The 26,515-nt window shown below is 68.7% G+C and carries 23 protein-coding genes; 11 read left to right on the top strand and 12 right to left on the bottom strand.

What is annotated here, in order from left to right:
• Positions 1 to 41: 41 nt before the first annotated feature.
• The 3 genes from AC1RIF_RS06500 to AC1RIF_RS06490 form a co-directional block, all read right to left on the bottom strand.
• Positions 42 to 2,561, bottom strand: coding sequence for a DEAD/DEAH box helicase (locus tag AC1RIF_RS06500; RefSeq protein ID WP_492600543.1), 2,520 nt, complete (start codon positions 2,559 to 2,561; stop codon positions 42 to 44).
• A 68-nt stretch (positions 2,562 to 2,629) separates the two neighbouring features.
• Positions 2,630 to 3,667, bottom strand: coding sequence for an alpha/beta fold hydrolase (locus AC1RIF_RS06495; protein ID WP_492600542.1), 1,038 nt, complete (start codon positions 3,665 to 3,667; stop codon positions 2,630 to 2,632).
• Between the two features lie 178 nt (positions 3,668 to 3,845).
• Positions 3,846 to 4,811 (bottom strand): proteasome assembly chaperone family protein, encoded by a 966-nt coding sequence (locus tag AC1RIF_RS06490; RefSeq protein ID WP_492600541.1) that lies wholly within the window; start codon positions 4,809 to 4,811, stop codon positions 3,846 to 3,848.
• Positions 4,812 to 5,106: 295 nt separating this feature from the next.
• Between AC1RIF_RS06490 and AC1RIF_RS06485 the strand changes: the two genes are divergently transcribed.
• On the top strand, positions 5,107 to 5,787 hold the full coding sequence (locus AC1RIF_RS06485; RefSeq protein ID WP_492600540.1) for a DUF5642 family protein: 681 nt from the start codon (positions 5,107 to 5,109) through the stop codon (positions 5,785 to 5,787).
• Positions 5,788 to 5,939: 152 nt separating this feature from the next.
• Complete coding sequence (locus AC1RIF_RS06480; protein ID WP_492600539.1) at positions 5,940 to 7,082, top strand: DUF4192 domain-containing protein; 1,143 nt, start codon at positions 5,940 to 5,942, stop codon at positions 7,080 to 7,082.
• Here AC1RIF_RS06480 and galE read toward each other — a convergent pair whose 3' ends face one another.
• Together galE and AC1RIF_RS06470 are read right to left on the bottom strand one after the other, a co-directional pair.
• Entirely contained in the window at positions 7,083 to 8,078 is a 996-nt protein-coding gene (gene galE / locus AC1RIF_RS06475; protein WP_492600538.1) for a UDP-glucose 4-epimerase GalE, read from the bottom strand. It abuts the gene before it with no gap.
• Between the two features lie 45 nt (positions 8,079 to 8,123).
• Positions 8,124 to 8,810 (bottom strand): iron-dependent transcriptional repressor DtxR, encoded by a 687-nt coding sequence (locus AC1RIF_RS06470; protein WP_492600537.1) that lies wholly within the window; start codon positions 8,808 to 8,810, stop codon positions 8,124 to 8,126.
• A gap of 154 nt (positions 8,811 to 8,964) precedes the next feature.
• On the opposite strand from AC1RIF_RS06470, the gene AC1RIF_RS06465 reads away from it, so the two are divergent.
• Together AC1RIF_RS06465 and AC1RIF_RS06460 are read left to right on the top strand one after the other, a co-directional pair.
• Positions 8,965 to 10,239, top strand: coding sequence for an acetoin utilization protein AcuC (locus tag AC1RIF_RS06465; protein ID WP_492600536.1), 1,275 nt, complete (start codon positions 8,965 to 8,967; stop codon positions 10,237 to 10,239).
• Positions 10,232 to 12,928: a bifunctional acetate--CoA ligase family protein/GNAT family N-acetyltransferase gene (locus AC1RIF_RS06460; protein WP_492600535.1), complete on the top strand. Its 2,697-nt coding sequence runs from the start codon at positions 10,232 to 10,234 to the stop codon at positions 12,926 to 12,928. The genes AC1RIF_RS06465 and AC1RIF_RS06460 overlap by 8 nt, the downstream gene beginning before the upstream one ends.
• A 111-nt stretch (positions 12,929 to 13,039) precedes the next feature.
• Here the strand turns inward: AC1RIF_RS06460 and AC1RIF_RS06455 are convergent, their stop codons facing one another.
• The 3 genes from AC1RIF_RS06455 to AC1RIF_RS06445 all read right to left on the bottom strand — a co-directional run bounded on the left by AC1RIF_RS06455 (position 13,040) and on the right by AC1RIF_RS06445 (position 16,052).
• On the bottom strand, positions 13,040 to 14,008 hold the full coding sequence (locus AC1RIF_RS06455) for a sigma-70 family RNA polymerase sigma factor (RefSeq protein ID WP_492600534.1): 969 nt from the start codon (positions 14,006 to 14,008) through the stop codon (positions 13,040 to 13,042).
• A 153-nt stretch (positions 14,009 to 14,161) separates the two neighbouring features.
• The gene (locus AC1RIF_RS06450) at positions 14,162 to 15,640 is read right to left on the bottom strand and encodes a DUF7782 domain-containing protein (protein ID WP_492600533.1); all 1,479 of its coding nucleotides are present in this window, start codon (positions 15,638 to 15,640) and stop codon (positions 14,162 to 14,164) included.
• 55 nt (positions 15,641 to 15,695) lie between these two features.
• A complete protein-coding gene (locus AC1RIF_RS06445) occupies positions 15,696 to 16,052 on the bottom strand; it encodes a DUF3099 domain-containing protein (RefSeq protein WP_492600532.1) in 357 nt (118 codons plus the stop codon).
• A gap of 60 nt (positions 16,053 to 16,112) precedes the next feature.
• On the opposite strand from AC1RIF_RS06445, the gene AC1RIF_RS06440 reads away from it, so the two are divergent.
• Positions 16,113 to 16,349 (top strand): DUF3039 domain-containing protein, encoded by a 237-nt coding sequence (locus tag AC1RIF_RS06440; protein ID WP_005513641.1) that lies wholly within the window; start codon positions 16,113 to 16,115, stop codon positions 16,347 to 16,349.
• On the opposite strand, the gene AC1RIF_RS06435 is transcribed toward AC1RIF_RS06440, so the two are convergent.
• A complete protein-coding gene (locus AC1RIF_RS06435) occupies positions 16,322 to 17,443 on the bottom strand; it encodes a YihY/virulence factor BrkB family protein (protein WP_492600531.1) in 1,122 nt (373 codons plus the stop codon). The two genes, AC1RIF_RS06440 and AC1RIF_RS06435, sit on opposite strands and share 28 nt — an antisense overlap.
• Before the next feature lie 274 nt (positions 17,444 to 17,717).
• Between AC1RIF_RS06435 and AC1RIF_RS06430 the strand changes: the two genes are divergently transcribed.
• Positions 17,718 to 19,454: a DEAD/DEAH box helicase gene (locus AC1RIF_RS06430; RefSeq protein WP_492600530.1), complete on the top strand. Its 1,737-nt coding sequence runs from the start codon at positions 17,718 to 17,720 to the stop codon at positions 19,452 to 19,454.
• A 105-nt stretch (positions 19,455 to 19,559) separates the two neighbouring features.
• Here AC1RIF_RS06430 and AC1RIF_RS06425 read toward each other — a convergent pair whose 3' ends face one another.
• Entirely contained in the window at positions 19,560 to 19,763 is a 204-nt protein-coding gene (locus AC1RIF_RS06425) for a DUF7455 domain-containing protein (protein ID WP_492600529.1), read from the bottom strand.
• Between the two features lie 248 nt (positions 19,764 to 20,011).
• On the opposite strand from AC1RIF_RS06425, the gene AC1RIF_RS06420 reads away from it, so the two are divergent.
• The 4 genes from AC1RIF_RS06420 to AC1RIF_RS06405 all read left to right on the top strand — a co-directional run bounded on the left by AC1RIF_RS06420 (position 20,012) and on the right by AC1RIF_RS06405 (position 23,132).
• A complete protein-coding gene (locus AC1RIF_RS06420) occupies positions 20,012 to 20,395 on the top strand; it encodes a DUF952 domain-containing protein (RefSeq protein WP_492600528.1) in 384 nt (127 codons plus the stop codon).
• A gap of 28 nt (positions 20,396 to 20,423) precedes the next feature.
• Complete coding sequence (locus tag AC1RIF_RS06415) at positions 20,424 to 20,906, top strand: cation:proton antiporter regulatory subunit (RefSeq protein WP_492600527.1); 483 nt, start codon at positions 20,424 to 20,426, stop codon at positions 20,904 to 20,906.
• Between the two features lie 24 nt (positions 20,907 to 20,930).
• Entirely contained in the window at positions 20,931 to 22,136 is a 1,206-nt protein-coding gene (locus tag AC1RIF_RS06410) for a cation:proton antiporter (RefSeq protein ID WP_492600526.1), read from the top strand.
• A gap of 78 nt (positions 22,137 to 22,214) precedes the next feature.
• Positions 22,215 to 23,132: a hypothetical protein gene (locus AC1RIF_RS06405; RefSeq protein WP_492600525.1), complete on the top strand. Its 918-nt coding sequence runs from the start codon at positions 22,215 to 22,217 to the stop codon at positions 23,130 to 23,132.
• 99 nt (positions 23,133 to 23,231) lie between these two features.
• Here the strand turns inward: AC1RIF_RS06405 and AC1RIF_RS06400 are convergent, their stop codons facing one another.
• Together AC1RIF_RS06400 and ppgK are read right to left on the bottom strand one after the other, a co-directional pair.
• Complete coding sequence (locus AC1RIF_RS06400) at positions 23,232 to 24,614, bottom strand: RNA polymerase sigma factor (protein ID WP_492600524.1); 1,383 nt, start codon at positions 24,612 to 24,614, stop codon at positions 23,232 to 23,234.
• A 123-nt stretch (positions 24,615 to 24,737) separates the two neighbouring features.
• Positions 24,738 to 25,502 carry a polyphosphate--glucose phosphotransferase gene (gene ppgK, locus AC1RIF_RS06395; RefSeq protein WP_492600523.1) on the bottom strand — a complete coding sequence of 255 codons (765 nt, stop codon included), beginning with the start codon at positions 25,500 to 25,502 and terminating at the stop codon, positions 24,738 to 24,740.
• A 114-nt stretch (positions 25,503 to 25,616) separates the two neighbouring features.
• Here ppgK and AC1RIF_RS06390 point away from each other — a divergent pair, with 114 nt between their 5' ends.
• Positions 25,617 to 26,513 carry an inositol monophosphatase family protein gene (locus tag AC1RIF_RS06390; protein WP_492600522.1) on the top strand — a complete coding sequence of 299 codons (897 nt, stop codon included), beginning with the start codon at positions 25,617 to 25,619 and terminating at the stop codon, positions 26,511 to 26,513.
• Positions 26,514 to 26,515 lie beyond the last annotated feature (2 nt).

Here is a 26,515-nt window from a genome sequence, read left to right as displayed (position 1 = left end):
GTCGGGCTGTTACCGGATACGACACTCGGGCGCCGCGGGACTCAGCCCTCGGCGACCTCGAACTCGTCGAAGATCACCTCGCCGGCGGCATCGGACTCGGAGAGGTTGACCTCGGCCAGCAGCGCCCAACCATGGTCGCCCTGAGGATCCTCGAGGACCTGCCGGACCCGCCACAGCGTCGGTTCGACGGTGACCTGGAACAGCTGGGGGCCACGCGCGGACGGCCCGGTCCCGATCTCCTCGTACTCGTCGAAGTACAGCTCGAGCAGGTCGGCCCAGTCGTCGGCGTCCAGACCGTCGCCGAGTTCGGCGAGCTGGTCCCAGCGCCGACGCGACGCCAGTTCGACGCGCCGGAACATCGCGTTGCGCACCATGACCTTGAACGCTCGGGTGTTGGCGGTGATGGGACGCGGGATGTCGGCGCCGAACGCGACCTGCTGGTCGTCGGACTCGGCGCCCGGATTGGTGAGCTGCTCCCACTCGTCGAGCAGGCTGGAATCGACCTGGCGGATCAGCTCGCCCAGCCACTCGGTGAGGTCTTCGAGTTCCTCGGTGCGTGCCTCGGCCGGAACGGTCTGCCGCAGCGCGCGGTACGCGTCCGCGAGGTAGCGCAGGACCAGGCCCTCCGAGCGGGCCAGCCCGTAGTGGCTGACGAGTTCGGCGAACGTCATCGACCGTTCCACCATGTCGCGGACGACCGACTTGGGGGAGAGCGCGAACTCACTCATCCACGGATGACCGGCGCGGTAGATCTCGAACGCCGGGAACAGCAGATCCGCCAACGGCTTCGGCCACGTGATCTCCTCGAGCAGCTCCATGCGCTCCTCGTACTCGATCCCATCGGCCTTCATCTCCGCGACGGCCTCGCCGCGCGCGGCGTGCTGCTGCGCCATCAGGATCTGGCGCGGGTCGTCGAGCGTCGACTCGATGATCGACACGACATCGAGTGCATAGGTGTGCGATTCGACGTCGAGGAGCTCGAGCGACGCGAGCGCGAACGGCGACAGCGGCTGGTTCAACGCGAAGTCGCGCTGCAGGTCCACCGTCAGGCGAGCCATGCGGCCGTACTCGTCCGGCTCGTCGAGTTGCTGCACGATGCCCGCCTGCAGCAGGCCCCGGTACAGCCGGATCGCCTTGAGGATGTGCTTGCGCTGCGCCGGGCGTGACTCGTGATTGTCCTCGAGCAGATGCCGCATCGCCTGGAAACAGTTGCCGGGGCGCGCGATCACGTTCAGGAGCATCGAATTGCTCACCGAGAAGCGTGAACTCAGCGGCTCCGGCGAGGCCGCGATCAACTTGTCGAACGTGCCCTCACCCCACGACACGAAACCCTCGGGCGCCTTCTTGCGCTGCACCTTCCGGCGCTTCTTCGGGTCGTCGCCGGCCTTCGCCAGCGCACGCACGTTCTCGATCTCGTGCTCGGGCGCCTGCACGACGACGGTGCCCATCGTGTCGTAGCCGGCGCGGCCGGCGCGGCCGGCGATCTGGTGGAACTCGCGGGCACGCAGCTGACGGGTACGGGTGCCGTCGTACTTGGTGAGGCCGGTCAGCAGCACCGTGCGGATGGGCACGTTGATTCCGACGCCGAGCGTGTCGGTCCCGCAGATGACCTTGAGCAGGCCGTCCTGGGCGAGCCGCTCGATGAGACGGCGGTACTTCGGCAGCATGCCGGCGTGGTGCACGCCGATGCCGTGACGGACCAGGCGCGAGAGCGTCTTACCGAATCCGGTGGTGAACCGGAACGCGCCGATGGCCTCGGCGATCGCGTCCTTCTCGGCGCGGCTGCACAGGTTCACACTGGTGAGCGCCTGCGCGCGTTCGAGCGCTGCGGCCTGTGTGAAGTGCACGACGTACACCGGTGCCTGATGCGTGGTGACGAGTTCCTCGATCTCCTCGCCGATCGGGGTCTGCGAGTACGAGAAGTGCAGCGGTACCGGGCGCTCCGACCCCGACACTTCCGTGGTGGGTCGACCGGTGCGACGGGTGAGGTCCTCGCGCAGATGACTCACGTCGCCGAGGGTCGCCGACATCAGCAGGAACTGTGCCTGCGGCAGCTCGATCAACGGCACCTGCCACGCCCAGCCGCGGTCCGGCTCGGAATAGAAGTGGAACTCGTCCATCACGACCTGGCCGATGTTCGAGCCCGACCCCTCGCGCAGCGCGAGGTTCGCGACGATCTCGGCGGTCGCGCAGATGATCGGCGCCGACGAGTTCACCGACGCGTCGCCGGTCATCATGCCGACGTTGTCGGCCCCGAAGACTTCGCACAGTGCGAAGAACTTCTCACTGACCAGGGCCTTGATCGGCGCGGTGTAGAACGTGCGCCGACCTTCGGCGAGCGCGAAGAAGTGGGCGCCGAGCGCCACCATCGACTTTCCGGAACCCGTGGGCGTGGCCAGGATGACGTTGGCCCCGGAGACCAGCTCCATGAGCGCCTCTTCCTGCGCAGGGTACAGCTGCAGGCCGCGATCGCTCGTCCACGACGTGAACGCGTCGAACAGCGCGTCGGCATCTACGCCGTTGGGGTCGACGGTTTCGGGAAGAAGATCGGGAAGCAGCACCGTTACAGGCTAGAGCCTCACCGAGCGATGCCGGGCTTCCGGACCCGCGAGCCCGCCGCGATCGATGGTCAGGTGGCGCTGCGTTCGTCGGAGCCCATCGCGTCGAGCACCGCCATGCGGGTCGCCGGGGCGCCGGTGATGGTGCCCTCGCCGACGCCGTCGGTGAGCAGGTTGCGCCACCGGGTCTCGTCGAACTCCAGTGGTGCGGTCGACTCGAGGAACTTCTCGACGACACCGAGGAAGCGGAGCGGGTCGTCGCGGAACGGGAAGTGGCCGGCGTCCTCGAAGATCTCGAGGTGGGAGCCGGGCATCGCGGAATGCGCCAGATGCGCGTGACTGACGGGGATCACCGAGTCGCGGGCACCCCAGATCAGTTGCACCGGGAGGTTTTCGGTCAGATAACACCGGTCGAGCATCGTGACGACCTGGCCACGCCAGTCCACGACCGAGCGCAACGTCCGCAGGTACGCCTCGTATGCGGTCGGATCGGGCAGACCGCCGAGCACTCGAACCAGGTCGGGGGTGTCGTGCAGCATCGTGCCGGGACGCAGCGGCGACCCGTGGAGGCGGGACACGACCTCGCCGATCGCCCGCACCGATGTCATCGCACCCGGAAGGCGCAGCAGTTTGAGGGCCTCGTTGACGACCGGCATCGAGATCAGGCGCAACAGCGGATGCACGTCCTTGGTGACACCGCCCGCCGACACCAGCACCAAACGGTCGACCATGTGCGGGAACTGGTAGGAGAACTGCATCGCGACACCGCCGCCGAGCGAATGGCCGACGACGGTGACCTTGTCGATGTCCAGCACCGAGAGCAGATCGCGCATGCCGTTCGCGTACGCGGCCACCGAGTAGTCGGCGCGTGGCTTGTCGGAGCGTCCGTGGCCGAGGAGGTCCGGGGCGATCACCGTGTAGTTCTGCGCCAGGTGCGGGATGATCTCGCTCCACGTCGACGAGTTGTCGCCGATGCCGTGTAACAAGAGGACGGCCGGACCCTCCCCAGCGATGCGGAAGGCGCGCCGGTACCCGTGGATGGTGCGGAACATGAGCCGCGGCTCGGTGTCCGGCACCGGGCGGAGCATTCGCGTGCGGGAGTCGCTCATATCGCCTCCTGAAGCCGTTGCCCGGCACGCGGGCACCGCTCAGATATCGATCGTCCGAGTATATCCGTGCACCGAGACGCTATGCGCCATATGAGTCGTCAGTGTGACTTCGGATAACGGAAAGGTTTCGACGTCCACGATACCTGGACGAACGACCGAATGTTGGGTTGATCGGACGTCAGTTCTGATCGTCGTCCGGTGCGGTGTCGTCCGGTGCTGCGCCGTCGTCGAGTCGGGCCTGCTCGGCGAGGAAGCGCTCGAACTCCGCACCCAGTTCGTCACCGCTCGGCAGGTCGTCGTCGCTCGCGAGCAACGTCGACTGCTGTTCCTGCGCCGCGACGTACGAGTCGTACTGGTTTTCGAGCGCCCGGACCACCGACTGGACCTCCTCGTTGGACGCGATGTGCTCGTCGATCTGCTCGCGGACCCGGGCCGACGCCTCGCCCAGCGCGACGAGCGGCAGTTCGAGGTCGGCGATCTCCATGACGTTCTCGAGCAGCGTCTCCGCGGCGGCCGGATAGTCCGTCTGGGCCAAGTAGTGCGGAACGTGCACCGAGAAGCCCACGGACTCGTGGCCGTGCTGGCTCATCCGCAGTTCCAGCAACGACGAGGCGCTGCCGGGGACCTGGAGCTCGCCGGACCAGCGGTGGTGATCCTTGATCAAGTCCTTGTTGGTCGAGTGCGCGGTGACGCTGAGCGGTCGCGTGTGCGGGATGGCCATCGGAATGGCATTGATCCCGACCGTCCGGCGCACACCCAGCTGCTCGGCGAGCAGGCGGACCGCGGTGGTGAACCGCTCCCAGCGCAGATCCGGCTCCATGCCCGCCAGCAGCAGGAACGGGGTACCCGCGGTGTCGCGCAGCGCGTACAGGTTGAGCTGAGGAGCCTCGAAGTCCGAGAAGTGGTCGGCCTTGAACGTCATGGTCGGGCGCCGCGATCGGTAGTCGACGAGTTCGTCGACCGCGAACGACGCGACGAGTTCGGTCTCGAGGCTCTCGCGCAGGTGCGTGGTCGCCAACTTCACCGCGTGCCCGGCATCGGAGAATCCCTCGAGACCGTGAATCAGTACCGGCCCCAGGCCGTCGGCGGAAGACAGATGCGGTGCCGGGAACTCCAGCTCGTACATCTTCGACTGCTCGTCCATGACGGCTCCTTCCTTCGAACTTCTGCTTCCAGTGTCCCTCACCGGCTCCCGCGTGCAGAAACCGGAGCGGTGGACCAGCTGTGGAGCGCTGGGCGCCACTGTCGACAAGATCATCTGATCTCGTCTCCCGAGGGCCAACACCGGGTGGCGCTCGTTGATTCCCGGCGCCGGTGCGACGACGCCGTTGCCCGTCGTGATGGACGTTCACCTGGATCGGCGTACCGATGTGACAGGCTGTCCGCGCGGGACGGGAACGAGGCGGACGTCCCGACGCCGGGACGATGGAGGCTCGAGCATGTCGCAACGGAAGCGGTTCGCCGCAGCGGTGCTGCTGGGCACGGCCGTCCTCCTGGCGGGTTGTTCGGAGACGGTGACGGGTACTCCTCGCTCGGACGAGTCCGTGACCGCCGATGCTCGGCCGCTGGCGGACCTCCTCCTCGACCCGGCGGCGTTCCCTCCACGGTATCCGGCGGTCGTGCTTCCGCCGCAGGCAGTTTCGCAGGCAGCGCCCGACCTGGCCGGCATCGCGCCGGGCGCCAGGGTGGAACCCGCCGGCTGCAAGCCCCCGGTCCAGGACTACGGCCCCGGCGGCACCGCGATGGTGGTGGGCACCGACAACGCCAACCGGTCCACGATCACGGTCGAGCTGATCCGGGTCGCCACACCGCTCGCGGAACTCGGATCGCAACTGGCTCAGTGCCCTGAGGTGACAGCCACCCGGAACGATGTGGATTCGGTGGTCCGGACCGCCCTCACCCCGCCCCCGCCGATCGATGCCGACGACACCCTCGCGCTACGACGTTCGGTGAGCTCGGGCCAGGCGGGCCAGACGGTGACACAGTCGATGCTCACGCTGATCGCGCAGGTCGGCGACGTGCGTGTACAGGCGACGTTCATGTCGTTCGGTGCCGATGCCGACACCGCCGCACTCGACGAGTTGTTCACCGCGGCCGTCCTGAAGGTCCACGCGGGTTGAGTCGCCGAGGCTAGCAGGGGCAACCGACAGGGGAGTGGGCCCCGGGGGCCGTGGACCCGGGGTTCTGCACAGGCTGCGGGAACATCCACAGGTTCACCGAATCCCCAGGTCGTGTCGGTGCCCGAGGTCACCCCGCGCGGCAGGGTCGGGGCATGACGACACCGGCCTTCTCACACGACTCGCCCTGCCCCCACGACCCGGTCCTGTCCGGCGACCGCGACGGCGGGATCCCACGCGCGGTCCGGATATCCGATCCCGGCGACCTCATCAGTGCCGTGCCGGCGCTGCTGGGATTCCATCCCCGCCGTTCACTGGTGGTGATCTGTCTGACCGGAACCAGCGTCGGTGCGGTCATGCGCCACGACCTCGTCCTCCACGAGCGGAGGGAGATGAGCGATGTGATGGAGGTGGTTCTCGACCAGTTCGCGGCGGTCGCGGTCCGGGAGGGCGCCGACCGGGTCCTGGTGGTCGTGGTGGACGACCGGATCCCACCCCGCGCGCGCTCTGGCGACCTGGTGCGGCACCGCACGATAGTCGATCGGTTCCGGGAGATGTTGCGCGGCGGAGGAATCGAGTTGGCGGCCGCGCATCTCGTCCCGGTCATCGAGGCCGGCGCGTCGTGGCGCGACCTCGAGGGTGAGCACCGTGGAACGGTGCCGGACCCCAGCGCATCCGAGGTCGCGGCGGCCCAGGTGTTCGGGGGGAGAGCGATCCGAGGATCGCGTGAGGAGCTGGAAGCAGTGCTCGATCCGATTCCGCCCGGTCAGCGGGCGTGCATCGCGGAGATCATCGACGCGGCGCGGGAGGCGAGGGTGCGGGGGCGTGCGCTGGCCCACGCGGCGACCGATCCTGCGGGCGCGGAACGTGTGGACCTCGAACGTGTCCTCGCCCGCATCGCGGCCCTCGACTCGGGCGCCGCGATCACCTTGCGCGAGTGCTCCGACATGGCGCTGGCACTGGAAAATCCCCATGTCCGGGATGCGCTGCTCGCGCTGTCGGTCGGGGACTACGCCGACGCGGCCGAACAGATGTGGATTCTGCTGGGGCGATCGCTGCCGGATCCGGAGCGCGCCGAACCACTCGCGTTGCTCGGGTACAGCTCGTACGTGCGCGGCGACGGTCCGATGGCTGGTGTCGCGCTGTGTGCCGCGCTCGCGGCCGATCCGTCTCATCGGCTCGCGAATCTGCTCGACGACGCGCTGCAGGCCGGGATCAGGCCGAGTGCTCTGCGTGACCTCGCCGATCTGGGACACACGGTGGCGCAGGACCTCGGCGTGCAGCTGCCGTCGCCGTGATTACCGCCGGGCGGCGTGTGAACGGTCGCCGAGCGCCTGCAGGTACGTCCACGCGTCGGAGACGATCTCGTCGAGATCGGTGTGCCGAGGCTTCCAGCTCAACTCGCCGATCGCACGGTCGCTCGACGCGATGAGGACCGCCGGATCCCCGGCGCGACGGGGGGCGTCCTCGGCGGCAATGGGGAGTCCGGTCACCCGCTCGCAGGCCGAGATGACCTCGCGGACAGTAAATCCTGCGCCGCTGCCGAGGTTGTAGATCCGGTGGCGCCCGGGCTCGGACGACTCGAGGGCGAGCAGGTGGGCTTCCGCGAGATCCAGCACGTGGATGTAGTCCCGCACCGCGGTGCCGTCCTTGGTCGGCCAGTCGGTGCCGAAGACCGAGATCTTCTCGCGCTGACCGAGCGCGACCTGGAGCACGAGGGGGATGAGATGCGTTTCCACCACGCGGTTCTCACCCGCGCCCTGGTAGGCGCCCGCGACATTGAAGTAGCGCAGGCTCGTCGCCGCGAGGGAATGCGCGGTCGCGTACGACGTGATCGCATGGTCGATCGCGAGTTTCGTGGCGCCGTACGGGTTTGTCGGGCGAGTCGGATCGTCCTCCGTGATCGGCGTCCGCTCGGGCTCGCCGTAGGTGGCGGCCGTGGACGAGAACACCAGTCGCGGTGTGCCGGACAGGCGCATCGCCTCGAGCAGTGCGAGCGTCGTGACGACGTTGCCCTGCCAGTACTGCTCGGGACGCTCGACCGACTCGCCGACGAGCGACTGTGCGGCGAAATGCAGTACACCGTCGAATCGTGGTGCGCTGTCGCCGGATCCGAGAACGGATCCGGCGACAGCGGCCACGTCACCTTCGATGAACTCGGCGCCCACGGGCACCGCGTCGGCGTTACCGGTCGACAGGTCGTCGACGACGACCACCTCGTGGCCGCGCTCGAGCAGTACCGTCGCGCACACACTGCCGACGTAGCCGGCACCGCCGGTAACCAGAAGTCTCACCGTTCATCTCCTCTGGCACCGGCGTCGACCCGGCGAAGCGGTCTGTCAGACCTGCTTCACCTGGACCGCGTGGGCCATTTCCTCGGGAAGGTCGAATTCGTCGTGACCGGACACGGTGATCGTCACCGAGCCGGGTCGCGTCTCGACTGTAACCCGGGCATCGGGAACCACGCCCGCCTGACGGAGCTGGCCGATCAGTTCGGGATCGGACTGCACGTGCTCGGCGAGACGCCGCACCACGACGGCGGTCGGCTTGCCCGGCGGTACGTCGGTGAGCCGGATCAGCGTTTCCGTGCTGCCGGCCGGGCGGTCGAGTCCCAGTTCGGCAAGCCCGGGGATCGGGTTGCCGTACGGCGACGTCGTCGGGTTGTTGAGCACCTCCACGAGGCGTCGCTCGACGTCCTCGCTCATCACGTGCTCCCACCGGCAGGCCTCGGCATGCACCTGGTCCCAGTCGAGCCCGATGATGTCCACGAGCAACCGCTCTGCGAGACGGTGCTTGCGCATGACCGAGACCGCGAGAGTGCGGCCCTTCTCGGTCAACTCGAGATGACGGTCACCTGCCACCTGGAGCAGTCCGTCGCGCTCCATGCGGGCTACCGTCTGGCTCACCGTCGGCCCGCTCTGCTCGAGCCGTTCGGCGATCCGCGCGCGGAGCGGGACGACGCCCTCTTCTTCCAAGTCGTAGATCGTCCGGAGATACATCTCCGTGGTGTCGACCAGATCCTTCACTCTTACACCCCTTCGTCCGGAGTGATTCTACCGGGCAAATCTCTTTCCGGGTTCCGCTCGGTCACCAGGCGCGTCCTGTCCGCCGGACGGGTCCCGAACCGGCCTCCGACACGGCGCCTCGCGCCCGCGGTGCCGCGGCAAGTAACTTGAGTCCATGACCGCGTCGACAGGTCCCGTCGAGGGCATCTCAGCTTCCGGTAGCGACCGCGTCGTGGTGTGGAGCCCGGACTATCTCAGCTACCGCTGGAGTCCCCAGCATCCGATGAATCCGACCCGGCTCGAGTTGACGATGGACCTCGCGCATGGACTCGGGCTCGTCGAGGGTGCCGAGGTGGTGCGGCCGGCCGCGGCCACGGACACCGAACTGCTCCGCATCCACACTCCGGCGTACATCGATGCGGTCAAGCTCGCCGGGTCGGTGCAGGACGGCGCGCTGCCCGCGGAGATCGAGTCGCGGCACGGGCTCGGCACCGAGGACAACCCGGTCTTCCCCCGGATGCACGAAGCCAGCGCGATTCTGGCAGGCGGAACCCTGGCGGCCGCCGAGGCGATCGCGTCCGGCCGGGCCCGACGCGCTGTGAGCATCGGCGGTGGGATGCATCACGCGATGGCCGATTGGGCGTCGGGGTTCTGCGTCTACAACGACGCCGCGATCGCGATCTCGTGGTTGCTCGACAACGGATTCGACCGCGTCGCGTACGTCGACATCGACGCGCACCACGGCGACGGCGTGCAGCATGCGTTCCTCGGTGACCCGCGCGTGCTGACGGTCTCGATCCACCAGCACCCGGCGACCCTGTGGCCGAACACCGGCTGGTCCAGCGAGGTGGGTTCGGGTGCGGCCGAGGGCACCGCGATCAATCTCCCGGTGCTGCCCGGTACCGGCGATGCGCTGTGGCTGAGGGGATTCCACGCGGTGGTTCCCGCCGCGATCGCAGCCTTCCGGCCGCAGATCGTGATCAGTCAGTGCGGCGCCGACAACCATCGGGAAGACCCGCTGGCCGATCTCGCGCTCACCGTCGACGGGCAACGGGCGGCGTACCTGGCGATGCGCGACCTCGCGGACAGATACGCGGAGGGGCGGTGGCTCGCGGTCGGAGGCGGCGGCTACGGGTTGATCCGGGTGGTGCCGCGGTCGTGGACCCACCTGATCGCGGCCGCGCTCGACCGGGAGATCGACACCGGCACCGCGATACCCGAGTCGTGGCGTGAGAAGGCGCACAGCATCGCCCCGAGTGTCGCCCTGCCGACCACGATGGGGGAAGGGGGTGACACGAAGTACCTGCCGTGGGACGGACCCGGAGGTACACCGGAAACGGGTGTCGCCTCGATGGACCGGGCCCTGACCCGGATCGACGCGGCAATCATCGCGACCCGCCGCGCCACGTTCCCGCTCCTCGGCCTCGATCCGGAGGATCCCCGTGACTGACGGCACCGCCAAAGACGCCAACGAAGTCGCTGTCGAACGGGCACGGAACTTTCCGCGCCACTGGCTGGCGGACGTCCTCGCCTCCGACGGCGGTGTCGTCCACCTGCGGCCGATCGTGCCGGACGACGCGGACAAACTCGTCGAGTTCCACAGCAAGCTCTCCGAGCGCACCCGGTATCTGCGCTACTTCGGCCCGTACCCGACGATGTCCAAGCGCGACATCGTCAACTTCACCACCGTCGACCACCACAACCGGGTGGCGTTCGTCGCTATCCTCGGCGACGAGATCATCGCCGTCGGCCGCTACGAGCGGCTGCTCGACGTGGGCGACGGCCGGTCCGCGGAAGTCGCGTTCGTCGTCGCGGACGCACACCAGGGCCGTGGGCTCGGGCCTATCCTGCTCGAACACCTCGCCGGTGCGGCCGCCGAGAACGGTCTGAACATGTTCGTCGCGGAGGTGCTCGCGGAGAACCGGAACATGGTCTCGGTGTTCCGTGAGGCCGGATACCAGGTGAGCCGCAGCTTCGACGGCGGAGTGTTGCGCCTCGAGTTCGCGATCGACCCCACCGAAGCGCTGCTGTCGGTGCGGAACTCCCGTGAGCGCGCTGCCGAGGCGCGCAGCGTCCGCAACGTCCTGAGCCCGCGGTCCGTCGCCGTCATCGGCGCGTCCACCGACAGCTCCAAGGTCGGCAACGCGGTGCTGGTGAATCTGTTGCGGGGCAACTTCTCCGGGCCGGTGTATCCGGTGAACGCCGAACACCGGTCGGTCCGCGGCGTCCGCGCCTACCCCACGGTGCGCGACATCCCCGACGACGTCGACCTCGCCGTGGTCGCCGTGCCGGCGGAGTCCATCGACGCGGTACTCGACGACTGCCTCGCGAAGGGCGTCAAGGCGCTGGTCGTGGTGTCGGCGGGGTTCAGCGAGACCGGTCCGGACGGAAGGCACTCCGAACGTCGGCTCGTGCACGCCGCGCGGGCGCACGGCATGCGGCTCATCGGCCCCAACGCGCTCGGCGTCGCCAACAACGACGTCGCCGTCTCGCTCAACGCGACGCTGGCGCCGGTGCTCCCCGACCCGGGCAAGGTCGGCTTCTTCTGTCAGTCCGGTGCCCTGGGCATCGCGATTCTCGACCAGGCCGCCAAACGTCAACTGGGACTGTCGACCTTCGTCTCCGCCGGCAACCGTGCCGACGTGTCCGGCAACGACCTGCTCCAGTACTGGGACACCGACCCCGACACCGAGGTCGTGCTGCTGTACCTGGAGAGCTTCGGCAATCCCCGCAAGTTCTCCCGGATCGCCCGGCGGGTGGCCCGGAACAAGCCGATCGTCGCGGTCAAGAGCGGCCGGCACGCCGTGCCCCCGGCCCTCGCGGCCACCGGAGTCGAGATGGACGACTCCATCGTGCGGGCACTGTTCGAACAGTCCGGTGTCGTGCAGGTCGGGTCCATCTCCCAGTTGTTCGACTGCGCGATGCTGTTCGGATATCAGCCGCTGCCGGCGGGGCCCCGGGTCGCGGTGGTCGGCAACTCGACCGCCCTCGGGGTACTCGCGTCCGATGCCGCGCGCCGCGAGGGGCTGCAGGTGGGCGAACCCGTGGATCTCGGCGCACAGGCGACCCCCGAGATGTTCGCCGGCGCCGTCTCGCGGGCCCTCGCGTCGTTCGACGTGGACGCGGTCATCGCGGTGTTCGCGCCGCCGGTTGCGGTGGCCGTCGAACCGTACGCGCAGGCTCTGCGGGAGGCGGTGGTCGGCGCCGACAAGCCGATCCTCACCACGTTCCTGGCGACCGAGGGCATCCCCGACGTCCTGGCGGTGCGCGGCCCCGACGGGTACCCGACCCGTGGCTCGGTGCCGTCGTTCCCCGGCCCGGAACGTGCCGCTCTGGCGCTGGCGCGGGCGTGGCGGTACGCCGCGTGGCGGGGACGGCCGGTGTCGAAGGTGGTCCGCCCCAACGGGATCGACCCGGACCGTGCCAAGCGGCTGGTCGCCGGCTGGCTGGGGGAGTCGAACGGGCGGTGGCTGTCGGACTTCGAGGCGGCGCAGCTGCTCGAGTGCTACGGGATCCACGTGGTCGAGTTCAGGGCGGCGACCACCGAGGACGAGGCCGTCGAGGCGGCGGGGGAACTGGGCTACCCGGTCGCGGTCAAGGCGACCGGTGAACAGTGGCGGCACCGACCCGACCTCGGCGGTGTGCGACTGGACCTGGTGGGGCCGGACTCCGTGCGGCTGGCGTACCGCGACCTGGCGGCCGCGTCCGGCGAGCCGCTGCTGCACGTGCAGAAGATGGCAACCAAGGGCATCGGCTGCGTCGTCGGGGTGCAGGACGACCCGTCGTTCGGCTCGCTCATCTCCTTCGGTCTGGCCGGCGTGATCTCCGATCTCCTGGGGGACCGCGCCTACCGCGTGCTGCCACTGACCGAGGACGAGGCCACCGAACTGATCGACGCGCCCAAGGCCGCACCGCTGCTGTCGGGGTATCGCAGTGCGGTACCGGTCAACAAGAAGGCACTGGTGGATCTGGTGCAGCGGGTGTCTGCCCTCGCCGACGACCTGCCGGAGGTTCGCTCGCTCGCGTGCGAACCGGTGCTCGCGTCCGCTCAGGGTGCCGACGTGACCGACGCTCGGGTGCGGATCGGACCGGAGCCGAGCATGGTGGATCTGGGTCCGCGGCGACTGCGGGAGTGGTGAGGCCGCCGGGAAACCGCACGAGCCCGGCCGCGAAACGCGAAAACCCGGCCGGTCGTGGCCCCCGAGGGGGAGGGGGCACGACCGGCCGGGAAGCGGGGGACGAGGCTCGGGTCAGCTGGCGTAGGAGCGCAGTCGATCGGCGCGCTCACCCTGGCGGAGCTTGCCCATCACCTCGCGCTCGATCTGCCGCACCCGCTCGCGCGAGAGGCCGAACAGCTTGCCGATCTGGTCGAGCGTGCGGGGCTGGCCGTCGTCGAGGCCGTAGCGCAGGCGGATCACCTGCTGCTCGCGTTCGTCGAGCGTCGCCAGGACGCTGCGGACGTCGCTGTGCAGCAGACCGGCGATGACGGCGTTCTCCGCGGACGTCGCCTCGGAGTCCTCGATGAAGTCGCCCAGCGGCGCCTCCTCGTCGTTGCCGACCGGCATGTCGAGGCTCACCGGGTCGCGGCTGTGATCGAGCAGGTCTGCGATCTTGTGCTCGGGGATGCCCGACTCCTGCGACAGCTCCTCGTCGGTGGCCTCGCGGCCCAGCTGCTGGTGCAGTTCCCGCTTGATCCGGGCCAGCTTGTTCACCTGCTCGACGAGGTGGACGGGCAGTCGGATGGTGCGGCTCTGATCGGCCATGCCGCGGGTGATGGCCTGACGGATCCACCACGTCGCGTATGTCGAGAACTTGAAGCCCTTGGCGTAGTCGAACTTCTCCATCGCACGGATCAGGCCGAGGTTGCCCTCCTGGATGAGGTCCAGTAACGGCATGCCGCGTCCGGTGTACCGCTTCGCCAGCGACACCACGAGACGCAGGTTCGCCTCGAGGAGATGGCGCCGGGCGGCCTCGCCGTCACGAATGATCGTGGCGAGGTCGCGCTTCTTGACGGCCGTGAGGCGCTTCTTGGTCTCCAGCACGTGCTTGGCATAGAGCCCAGCTTCGATCCGCCGCGCCAGGTCGACCTCGTCAGCAGCTGTCAGCAGTGCTGTCCGGCCGATCCCGTTCAGGTAGACGCGAACGAGATCCGCGGCCGGGCTCTGGCTGTCCAGATCGGAATCGGCGGTGCGGGGTCGAGTGGTGCTGGGGCTTGTCATGACGTGCCTCCTCGTCGGGGTGTCTCATATGGCTCAACGCTCCGACGGCCCGGGAAAGTTCCCGAACGAATTCACCTCAGTGGCCCGTGACCTGCGCGTTTCGGGCGCCTCCCCTGAGAAGTTCCTGAGAAGGTGCGCACCGGGGAACGCGCGTCAGGCGGGCTCGATCAGCCCGTGACGCACCAGCGAATGGACCAGCGGTACTGCCGTGGCCGTCAGCGACTCCTCGTCCTCGCCGTGCGCGAAGGCGAGCAGCGTGATGAGTTCTTCCAACGCGAGCCCGTCGCCCCGCATTCCCGCGAGCAGAGCCGCGGCCAGATCGTCGACCTCGTGCTGCCACTGCGGACCGTTGCCGCGATGCACGCGCGCCACCACCTGAGCCCAGCCGTCCTCACCGGGGAGGAACACCCGCTCGAGCGCGGTGTCGGGCCGGACCGTGAACCGCGCGGACAGGACGTCGTGGTCACGCAGCCACGCGAGACGCTCGAAGTAGGCGAGGGCCTCGTCGCCGAGCGGGTCGGTGAAGCCGTGGCGCAGGTCCTCGCACAGGATGTCCGACGGCTCGTCCGTGCGCCGCAGGTAGACGAAGCCGAAGCCCACGCCCTCGACGTCTGCCTGCTCCAGGTGGTCGAGCCATCCCTCGGCGCGCTCCTGCACGGCCGGGTCCCGGAGGTCCCCGCCGCCGTCACGCAGCCACGTCCCGACATACAGGGCGGGGTCGGCGACGTCGCGCTGGACGATCCAGGCGTCGACTCCGTGCGCCGGCAGCCACGACGCGATCCGGTGCCGCCAGTCCTCACCCTCGACGTGCAGCCACGACGCCAGCAGCGCCGCCGTCCCACCGGGGTTCAGGTACTCCGCCGCCCGGGAGATCATCAGCTCGCTCGCCTCGTCCAGGTTCAGGCCCGAATCGCGGTAGCTGTTGACGACGCGGGCCTCGCTCACCACGAACGGCGGATTCGCGACCACCTGATCGAACGTCCGGCCGTCGACCGGCTCGAACCACGAGCCCTCGAAGAGCTCGAAGTCGAGGCCGTTGAGTGCCGCGGTGGCCGCGGTCAGATCCACTGCCCGCGGATTGATGTCGGTGGCGGTGACCGACCCGGCATAGTCCGCGGCGCGCAGAGCTTGGATGCCGCACCCGGTACCCACGTCGAGCACCGTGCCGACCGGGCGGGTGGGGGTCCCCTGCAGCAGCGACAGCGACGCGTGCCCGACGCCGATGACGTGGTCGTCGGCCGTCGGCCGGACGCGCATCGACCCGTCGAGATCCGACAGCACCCACCGGTTCCCCGTACCCAGGTCGAGCGGGCGGAGATCGAGTTCGGCGCGCACGCAATCGCCGGTGCGTGCGAGCAGGCCGGCCGCGACCGCATCATCCAGTCCGAGTGGTGCGAGCGCCGGCGCGACGTCGGCCGCGGCACAGTCGTCGCCGAGCAGGAACAGGCGCACGAGCTGTCCGAGGTCGCCGCCGTTCGCGGTGGCGCGGCGGACCGGTACCGGCTCGTGCCGGTCGAGCGCCGCGTGTGCCTCGGCGCCGAGTAGATCGAGAATCGAGTCGGTGTCGTACGCGCAGCGGGTCAGCGCCTCGCGGAGGGGGCCGCAGATGGAGAGCAGGAGGTCACGGGTCACGCCTGCATTGTCGCAGCCAGCTACGCACGGTCACGCCCTGGACGGATGAGTCCGCTCAGCCCTCGATCGTGCGGTGCGTCCTGGATTCGATCGCGTGCGACGCGTCCCGGTGGTCGTACCTGCTCGGCTCGTCCTTCGATCGCGGCGGCCTGTCGTTCGCGATGAGAACCGCGATCCAGGGCAGCGGGATGGAGGCGGCGATGATGGCGACCGAGAGCCAGCCGTTCTGGAACATGCCGTACGCGATGGCCGCGAGGATCAGCGCCGGGAACCGGAACGCCATGATCATCAGGTACTTCCGGACGCGCGCCCGATGCTGATCCTCGATGGACTGCGCAGCTTCGGTGATCAGAGCCGGGTTGCGGGGTGTGCCGCTCTCGGCCGACTCGCCGAACCCCGATGTTCTTGCCATGGGTTCCACTGTTCCACTCTCGCGAAGCAATTGCACATGCGGTTACGGCATTATTGGGGTGTGAGCACTTTGACGAAGGAACGTCCCGACACCACCACCGACGAGACGACCGACGACGACACCCCGAAATTCTTCCACTACGTGAAGAAGAACAAGATCGCCGAGAGCGCCGTGATGGGTACCCACGTCGTCGCGTTGTGCGGCGAGGTGTTTCCGGTCACCAAGTCCGCGAAGCCGGGTTCGCCGGTGTGCCCCGAGTGCAAGAAGATCTACGACGGATTGCGCAAGGGCGACTGAGCGGGCGCGTCGTCGGTGGACACGTCGGGCTCCGGGGCGTCCACCGATCCGCACGCCTCCGCTTCCGCCGCGGACTGTGAGCGATCCGACGTGAACCGGATCGGTCCGGTCGCGAGCCGTCGCGTCAGATTCGTCACCGGGCCGGCGTCCTCCGACGCCTCGATCGCGGCCTGCGCGGCGATCCAGTCGCGGACCTGTTCCATGCGGGTGGCGCGCGCCGGCCAGAACTCCTGGATCGTCGCGTTGAATTCGGCGCCGAGCACGACGGCGAATCCGAGGAAGAACGTGAAGAGCAGGAAGGCGATCGGCGTCGCGAGCGCGCCGTAGGTGTACCCGGTACCGGCCACCGCACTCAGGTACCAGCGCAGAATCGTGCTGGCGGCCATGAAGAAGATACCGGCGAGGAGTGCGCCCCCGAGCAATCGATGCCACGGGAGCGACCGCGGCAGCGCCACCTTGTAGAGGGTCGTCAGGCCGACGAGCAGGAGCAGGCCGACCGCGGGGTAGTAGAACGCGTCCACCATCTCCGTCCCGACCGTGTGCCAGGACTCCGGGAGCGCGCGGCCGATCATCGTCGGGCCCAGTGCGACCAGCGGCAGGGTGAAGACCGCGAGGACGAGGAACCCGACGTAGAGCAGCAACGCGAACACGCGCTGCCACACCGGGTGCCGGGCGTCCTGCTGCCCGTGCGCCTCCACGATCGAGTCGACGAAGGTCGAGATCGCCGACGACCCGGCCCACAGCGACAGCAGAAAGCCCACCGAGATGATCTCCGGGCGGCCTCGTCCGAGGACGTCTCCGACGGTCGGCTGGATGATCTGGTCGACGACATTCTCGCTGAACACGGTGTGACTGAAAGTGATGATCTTGGACTGGATGATCTCCACCGTGTTGGGGCCGAACCACCCGCCGACGTAGCCGAGACTGCCCAGCAGTCCCAGCAGCAGCGGTGGCAGCGACAGGGTCTGCCAGAACGCCGCGGTGGCCGACTTGCCGAAGATCGAATCGTTCCAGGCCTTGGATGCCGTCCGCCCCACCACCTGAGCACACCGACGGAGTGGTCGGCGTTTCGTGGCGGGCGGCGTCTCACTCATGATGCTTCCAGGATTCCTGACATTGCGCCGGGATGCCCGGTGGGGCGCCGCCGTGTCGCCGTCGATTCTGCCACCCCACCGATCCGCCGGGTCTGTTCAGGATCACCGCCGCGACCGCGCGGCTGATGCGGAATCGGTCGGTCCCGGGCGCTAGGCTCCTCGGGGGTCGTCGCCCGAGGGCGCGGCCGAGACTGTGGTCGGGCAGCGGCCGAGTGCCCCCGTCAGCGAAGCAAGGAGTGGGAACAACTGTGCGAAGCCAGTGGCGAGGTGCGATGTGAGCGCTGAACCCGGAAGTGTCGAAACTGCACCAGCTCCCACCGGCTCCCTCCGAGCGTGGCAGCGGCGTGCCCTGACCAAGTACCTGGCTACCAAACCCCGCGACTTCCTGGCAGTGGCGACGCCGGGCGCCGGCAAGACGACGTTCGCGCTGCGCGTGGCGGCGGAACTGCTACGTGACCGCACCGTCGACCAGATCACCGTCGTGGCGCCCACCGAGCACCTCAAGCATCAGTGGGCGGAGTCCGCGGCCCGCAACGGCATCGCGTTGGATTCACACTTCTCGAACTCGACGGGGCAGACGTCGTCGGACTACCACGGTGTCGTCGTCACGTATGCGCAGGTCGCGTCGCACCCGTTCAAGCATCGTGTCCGGACCGAGGCGCGCCGGACGCTGGTGATCCTGGACGAGATCCACCACGGTGGCGATGCGAAGAGCTGGGGTGACGCGATCCGGGAGGCGTACGGCGACGCGACACGCCGTCTGGCGCTGACCGGTACCCCGTTCCGCAGCGACGACAGCGCGATCCCCTTCGTGACGTACGAGCCCGACAACGAGGGCCTGATGCGCTCGAAGGCGGATCACTCGTACGGCTACTCCGACGCGCTGGCCGACGGCGTGGTCCGTCCGGTGGTGTTCCTCGCCTACTCGGGGGAGGCCCGCTGGCGCAACAGCGCCGGCGAGGAGTTCGCGGCCCGGCTCGGTGAGCCGCTCAGCGCCGAGCAGACCGCCCGCGCGTGGCGCACGGCGCTCGACCCGGCCGGAGACTGGATCCCGGCGGTCCTGACGGCCGCCAACACCCGTCTGGGGCAGCTGCGCGGCGGTGGCATGCCCGATGCGGGTGGCCTGATCATCGCGACGGACCAGACGGTGGCCCGGGCCTACGCGAAGACCCTGGAGACGATCACCGGTGAGGCGCCGGCGCTGGTGCTGTCGGACGATCCGACGGCGTCGAACCGGATCGCGGAGTTCGCCAAGAGCACGCAGGCGTGGATGGTTGCGGTGCGCATGGTGTCCGAGGGTGTCGACGTGCCGCGGTTGGCGGTCGGCGTCTACGCCACGAGCGCGTCCACACCGCTGTTCTTCGCGCAGGCCATCGGCCGGTTCGTGCGGTCGCGGACCAAGGGCGAGACGGCCAGTGTGTTCCTGCCGTCCGTGCCGGTGCTTCTGGACCTCGCGAGTCAGCTCGAGGCGCAGCGCGACCACATCCTCGGCAAGCCGCACCGCGAGAAGGACGGTCTCGACGACGATCTGCTCGCCGACGCGAACAAGCAGAAGGACGAGCCGGGTGAGGAGGAGAAGGCGTTCGTCTCGCTGGGCGCCGACGCCGAACTGGACCAGGTGATCTACGACGGCTCCTCGTTCGGCACCGCGACGTTCTCCGGGTCCGACGAGGAGGCCGATTACCTCGGCCTGCCCGGACTGCTCGATGCCGAGCAGATGCGGGCGCTGCTGCGGCAGCGCCAACAGAACCAGCTCGACAAGCCCGCCGCTGCCGCGTCGGCCGCACCACCGGTCCCGGCACCTCAGGTGGCGGAGCGGGTGGCGTCCGCGGGTCAGTTGGCGAACCTGCGCCGTGAACTCAACTCACTGGTGGCGATGCACCACCACCGGACGGGCAAGCCGCACGGTGTCATCCACGGTGAACTGCGTCGCGTGTGCGGCGGCCCGCCGACGGCGATCGCGACCGTCGACCAGCTCACCGACCGGATCGCGACGCTCCGGCAGTGGTAGTCGACGGGTAGGTCGTTCCGGAACGCCGAAGCGGGTGACCACCGATGGTGGTCACCCGCTTCGGGAACTGGGGACGGACGAGCGTCCGCCCGGAGGGCTGACGCGCTAGACGGTCGCCGCGGATGTTTCCGAATCGCTCACGATGGTGGCGTTCATCTCACGAAGACGATCTGCATGCTCGTTGGCGTGGTGCTGGCAGAAGAGAAGCTCTCCACCACTCGCGAGCACGGCGCGCACGCGGGCTCCTGCGCTGCACCGGTCGCACCGGTCGGCAGCGGTCAACGGGGGGCTGGTCAGTGTTCCGGGCATGACTCCTCCGAACTGGCTGTGGGGTGGTACCCACTGCCTGGGGTCTTCCGCCGCGTCGGGGGTGACGCGGTAGGTCCACTCTGTCAGACGTTCGACTTGATCGGGTTGTTCCCGATACTTCGTCGGTGTGTCCTCCCTAACACCACCCGTCCTGAACTCGCACTATGCGATTCAGGACGATTCGGGTGTTCGCTGACAGCTGAGCGCTGTCCTATCGTTCGGGGTCTCGGCGGCAGAAAGGACGACACATGTCGACACCGGAACAGGCGGGCCACATCGCGGGCGGACGGCTGCTGCACCTGTGCAGCAGGGACGAATGGGCCGCAGCGCAGCGCGTCGGCGAGCGCGTGCCGCGCGGCTTCGCGGACGACGGCTTCGTGCACCTGTCGGCGCCGGCGCAGGTGCACCTGCCGGCGAACCGGCTCTTCGCCGGCCGCCGGGACCTGGTGCTGCTGAGCCTCGACCCCGACCGGCTCGGTGCCGAGGTGCGCTGGGAGCCGGGCATGCAGTCCGACCCCGCCTCGATGCGGTTCCCGCACCTCTACGGACCCCTCCCCGTTGCCGCGGTCGTGGAGGTGACCGACTATCTCCCGGACGACGCCGGAACGTTTCCTCCGATCGGTCGGCCGTAGTCCGACAGGTTGGCGCTACCGTTGAGCCATGAACGTGGAAGTGACCCCGCTGCCCGGTATCGGAGTTCGTAAGGACTTCGCGCTCGCGACGGGCCGACGCATCGGTGTGGTCACCCACCGGGACGGCCGAACCGAGCTGATCGTCTCCAAGCTCGACGACCCGGATGCGTGCATGGCCTCGATTCCGCTCGAGTCCGAGGAGGCATCGGTGCTGGCGAATCTGCTCGGGGCGCCGCAACTCGTTGCCCAACTCCGTGAGGAGCACCGGGACCTGCCCGGAATCAGCACCCGCCAGATGCCGATCACCGAGAACTCGCCGTGGGACGGTCGCACGCTCGGCGAGACCTCGATGCGGACCCGCACCGGGGTGTCGGTCGTCGCCGTCATGCGCGCCGGGCAGGTGGCACCGTCGCCCAACCCCGACTTCACCTTCACGGAAGGCGACCTGCTCGTGGCGGTCGGGACGCAGGAAGGCCTCGACCACGCGGCCAAGATCCTCGCGCACGGCTGATCCCGACGCGGCGACGCACACACGATGACCGGAACCTCCCTGGCACTCGTCGAACTCGGCGCCGTCTTCTTCGCTCTCGGTGTGCTCGGTCGACTCGCCGGACGCATCGGCCTGTCACCGATCCCGCTCTACCTGATCGGCGGCCTGTGCTTCGGTCAGGGTGGATTCATCCAACTCGGCGACATCGGCGAGTTCAGCCACCTCGCGAGCGAGATCGGCGTCGTCCTGCTGCTGTTGCTGCTCGGTCTGGAGTACACCGCCGCCGAGTTGGTGACCGGTCTGCGCCGCTCCTGGATGGCCGGCGTCGTCGACCTGGCCCTCAACGCGGTGCCCGGCGCGGTCATGGCGTTGATGCTGGGCTGGGGTCTGGTCGGTTCGCTCGTGCTCGGGGGCGTGACCTACATATCGTCGTCCGGCATCATCGCCAAGGTGCTCGGCGACCTGGGGCGACTCGGTAACCGTGAGACGCCGATCGTGCTGTCGATCCTGGTGTTCGAGGATCTCGCGATGGCCGTGTACCTGCCGATCCTGACGGCCGTCCTGGCCGGTGTCAGCTTCCTCGGTGGGCTGCAGGCGGTCGGCGTCTCGTTCCTGGTCATCACCGCCGTGCTGCTGATCGCGCTGCGGTACGGGAACGTCGTCTCGGCCGTCGTCGACAGCACGGACCGCGAGGTGTTCCTGCTCAAGTTGCTGGGCGCCGCGCTCCTCGTCGCCGGGTTCGCTTCGTCGTTGCAGGTCTCGGCGGCCGTCGGCGCGTTCCTGCTCGGAATCGCGATCTCCGGTTCCACGGCCCGCAACGCGACCCGACTCCTCGAACCGCTGCGGGACCTGTTCGCCGCGATGTTCTTCGTCGTGTTCGGCCTGAACACGGATCCGACGACCATCCCGCCGGTGCTGCTGCCCGCGATCGGCCTCGCCGTCGTGACGACCGCGACCAAGGTCCTCACCGGATGGTGGGCCGCCGGACGGCAAGGGATCGGCGTGATGGGCCGCGCCCGCGCGGGAGCCGCGCTGATCGCGCGTGGAGAGTTCTCGATCGTCATCGCCGGGCTCGCCGTGTCCGCCGGCGCGGTGGAGGGCGAACTCGCGGCACTGGCCACCGCCTACGTACTACTGATGGCCGTGCTGGGTCCGGTCGGCGCGCGGGTGGCAGAACCGTTGGCCCGGCTGTGGCAGCGCCCTCGACCGAACGAAGAAGGGGCCCCGAAGGACCCCTTCCTCAGGGCCTGACCGGGGTTGGTTCCGACCGCTCCCGTGCCCCACTGATACCCTCAGGGGGTATCTCTCACTGCGTGACGGAGTGTGACTGTGACAGCTCGGACCAGCCCCTCGAACGTCGTCGCCTATGCGGCGGCGTTCGCATTTGTACTGCTGATGGTGGGCATCGCCGACCTGGTCGACGACCGCGAGATCGTGCTACCGGAGATTGCGGCCATGGCCGTCGGACTGTGGGTCTACCGGATGCCGGGCTGGGTGCGGCGGCCCGAGATGGTGTTCGTGGCGCCGACAGTGACGGCGGTGATCGGGTTCGGCGTGAACGCCCTCGCGCTTCCGTACGCGGTGAAGCTCGTCGCCGTGCTCTTGGCAATGCTCGCGGTGTTCGCGGTCGTGCGCTATGCCCTCGCACCGGCCCTTGCGACGGGATTCCTCCCCGTCGTGACGAACGCGACCGAGTGGACGTTCATCGCGTCGATCGTGGTGACCACGCTTGTCCTCGCCCTCGGGGTGTGGTTGCTGCGACTGAACGAGGGTGTCGACCGTGCTGCCGACCTGTCGCTCGAACGCGTCGCGGTGTACGGCGCGATAACACTCATGGGAATCGCCGTCGCGACGGCCTCCGGGGCCGAGCACTTCGCCGTCGTTCCGCCGATCGCCGTAGTGGTGTTCGAGGCGTTGAACGCTCCGATGTACCGCGCGCGGATGTACGTCCGTCACGTTGCGGTTCTGACGATCTCCGCGACGGTCGGCGTGCTTCTGTTCCTCGCGATCGACGCGTGGGTGCTGGTGGTCGCGCTCGACCTGGTCTTGATCTATGCGCTGCTGCGCGTGCTCGGGATGCGTCTGCCGGCGGCATACGCGTTCCCGCTCCTCCCGTTCGTCTTCCCCCGCGAGAGTGTCGCCGCGATGCCGATCGCCGCGTTCGTCGTCTCCACCGTGATGCTCGGTGCGGTTCTCGCCTACCGCGTGTACAGCCCGCGGTTGGTGCGGGACCGCACACACGCCTGACCCTGACCCCATCGGCGCAAACGACGAAGGTCTCCCGTCGGTGAGTGGCTGATTCGACAGCTCCACTTCACGACGGGAGACCTTCGTGGTTCAGTGCATCTAGTCCAGGTAGTCGCGCAGCACCTGCGAACGCGACGGGTGGCGCAGCTTGGACATCGTCTTCGATTCGATCTGGCGGATCCGCTCGCGGGTCACGCCGTAGACCTGGCCGATTTCGTCTAAAGTCCGCGGCTGACCGTCGGTGAGACCGAAGCGCAGACGCACCACGCCGGCCTCGCGCTCGGAGAGCGTCTCGAGGACCGACTGCAACTGGTCCTGCAGCAGCGTGAAGCTGACCGCGTCGACGGCCACGACGGCCTCGGAGTCCTCGATGAAGTCGCCGAGCTGGCTGTCGCCCTCGTCGCCGATCGTCTGGTCGAGCGAGATGGGCTCACGCGCGTACTGCTGGATCTCCAGCACCTTCTCCGGCGTGATGTCCATTTCCTTCGCGAGTTCCTCCGGGGTGGGCTCGCGGCCCAGGTCCTGGAGCAGCTCACGCTGGATGCGGCCGAGCTTGTTGATGACCTCGACCATGTGCACCGGGATACGGATGGTGCGGGCCTGGTCGGCCATCGCGCGGGTGATGGCCTGACGGATCCACCACGTGGCGTACGTCGAGAACTTGTAGCCCTTGGTGTAGTCGAACTTCTCGACCGCGCGGATCAGGCCCAGGTTGCCTTCCTGGATGAGGTCCAGGAACGCCATGCCGCGTCCGGTGTATCGCTTGGCCAGCGACACCACGAGACGCAGGTTGGCCTCGAGCAGGTGGTTCTTGGCGCGGTTGCCGTCGCGGGTGATCCAGTTCATGTTGCGGCGATCGGCGGGGGAGGGCTTCTCGCCCTTCTCGGCCATCTCGGCCATCTTGAAGGTCGCGAACAGGCCGGCCTCGATGCGCTTGGCGAGCTCGACCTCCTCCTCGGCGTTGAGGAGCGCGACCTTGCCGATCTGCTTGAGGTATGCGCGCACCGAGTCGGCGGACGCGGTGAGCTCGGCATCCTTGCGGGCCTGGCGGAGTGCCTCGGACTCCTCCTCGTCCCACACGAAATCGCCGGACGCCTTGTCCTTCTCGGTGGGCTCGGCGGTCTCCTCGTCGTCTTCCTCGACGACGACGTCCTCGACCTCTTCCTCGACGAGTTCGCCGTCGGCGACGTCGAGATCGGCGATGTCGATGTCCTCGTCCTCGCCGATGTCGTCGCCGCCCTTGGCGGCCTTGGTGGTCGCCTTCTTGGTGGTCTTCTTCGCGGCCGTCTTCTTCGCGGCGGCCTTCTTCGCGGGCGCCTTCTTGGCGGCGGCCTTCTTGGCAGGCGCCTTCTTGGCGGCGGCCTTCTTCGCGGGAGCCTTCTTGGCGGCGGGCGCGCTACCGGTAGTGGCCTCGGCAGTGGAAGCAGGGGTCGCTGATTCGGCTGTGGAATCGGCGGTCTGACGCGTATCGGTGGCTGCCACGTACGCCCTTTCGTGACGGTGTCGTGCGGCGTCACGCCAGAGTGGAATTCCGGCGGAGAGGTCTGTCGGGTTTCGCCGACTCACAGTCGGCCGCTATCCATTGTAACGACAGCTTCGAAATTGTTACGGAGCGATGCCCTTTTCCAGGCTGTTCTGCGTGGCCATGGCCGCTCCGACGATCCCCGCGGTGTTCAGAAGTGCGGCGGGAACGACGGGGGTGCGGTTCTCCAGACGGGGGATCCACTTGTCGTGTTTGCGGCTGATGCCGCCGCCCGCGACGAACAGGTCGGGCCACAGCAGGTCCTCGAACCGGCACAGCACGCGGGTCACCTCCGCGGCCCATTCCTTGTACGACAGCGACCGGGTGTCCTTGACCGACGACGCGGCACGATGCTCGGCCTCCATGCCGTCGACCTCCATGTGGCCGAACTCCGTGTTCGGGAGCAGGACGCCGTTGTGGAGCACGGCCGAGCCGATCCCGGTGCCGAACGTCAGCAGGACGACGACCCCGTCGACGTCCTTGCCTGCCCCGTACCGGTCCTCGGCCAGTCCGGCCGCGTCGGCGTCGTTGAGTACCGTCACTGTGCGGCCGCCCAGCGCCGTGGAGAACAGTGTCCGGGCGTCCGTCCCGATCCACGACTTGTCGATGTTCGCCGCGGTCCGGGCGATGCCGTTCGTGACGACACTGGGCAACGTGATTCCGACCGGCCCGTCCCATCCGGCCCGGGCGGCGATCTCGGCGACGGTGGCTGCGACGGCGTCGGGGGTCGACGGGTGTGGTGTGGCGATCTTGATCCGTTCCTCGACGAGCTCGCCGGTCTCGAGATCGACGAGTGCGCCCTTGATGCCGCTGCCGCCGACATCGACTCCGAAGCCGCGCATGCCCACGATGGTTCCCTTCCGTCGAGATGACCGCCTGGGTCGGAACAGTAGTTGGTTCCGGCACGTTCGGCCCCGGGATACGGGTGGTGGGGTGTCCGTGGTCTGTGATGCGATACCTCCATGCGTGCCACCGACAGCCCCACCCACGAATCCAGTTCGATCGATCCGGGAGTGCTCCTCCGCACCGCGATCGCGGTCGCCGAGGCGGCGGCCGCGCACGTGCGGTCCCGTCGACCGGAGGTGTTCGGCGTCATGGGCGCCGTGGTGCACGGGAGCGACGGCGACTCGGTGCAATCCAAGAGCACCCCGACAGATCCGGTGACGGTCGTCGACACGGAGACCGAGCAACTCATCCGGGCGCGCCTCGCGGAACTGCGCCCGCACGACAGCATCCTGGGCGAGGAGGGTGGCGGTGAGGAGCACGGTGTGGCCGGCACCCGCTGGGTCCTCGATCCGATCGACGGCACCGTGAACTTCCTCTACGGCATCCCGGCTTACTCGGTGTCGGTGGCCGCGCAAGTGGACGGGGTGTCCGTTGCGGGAGCGGTCGTGGACGTCGCCGGTGGTGTCACCTACTCGGCTGCGCTCGGCGGGGGCGCCTCGTTCACCGACGCGGACGGCAACACCGGAGCGCTCTCGTGCAACCCGGTGACCGATGCCTCCCTGGCGCTGTTGGCCACCGGGTTCGGCTACGGCGCGCAACGCCGCGAAGCGCAGGGCAGGCTGATCGGTGAACTGCTTCCCCGCGTCCGCGACATCCGGAGGATCGGGTCGGCCGCCCTCGATCTGTGCATGGTCGCGTCCGGCCGAGTGGACGCGCATTTCGAGCACGGCCTGAACCCGTGGGACTGGGCCGCGGGTGCACTGATCGCGAGCGAGGCCGGCGCCCGGGTCCACGTCCCGGCGCCCGACACGCGTAGTGCTGCGGGCGAAGTCGTGATCGCGATGGCGCCCGGCGTCGCCGACGATCTGGAGGCCGTCTTCCGGTCCGCGGGTGCGTTCGACCCGATCCCATGACC

The sequence above is a fragment of the Prescottella sp. GW823-FHT02E09 genome (genome assembly GCF_058797375.1).
This window is presented reverse-complemented; position numbering and strand designations above follow the sequence as displayed.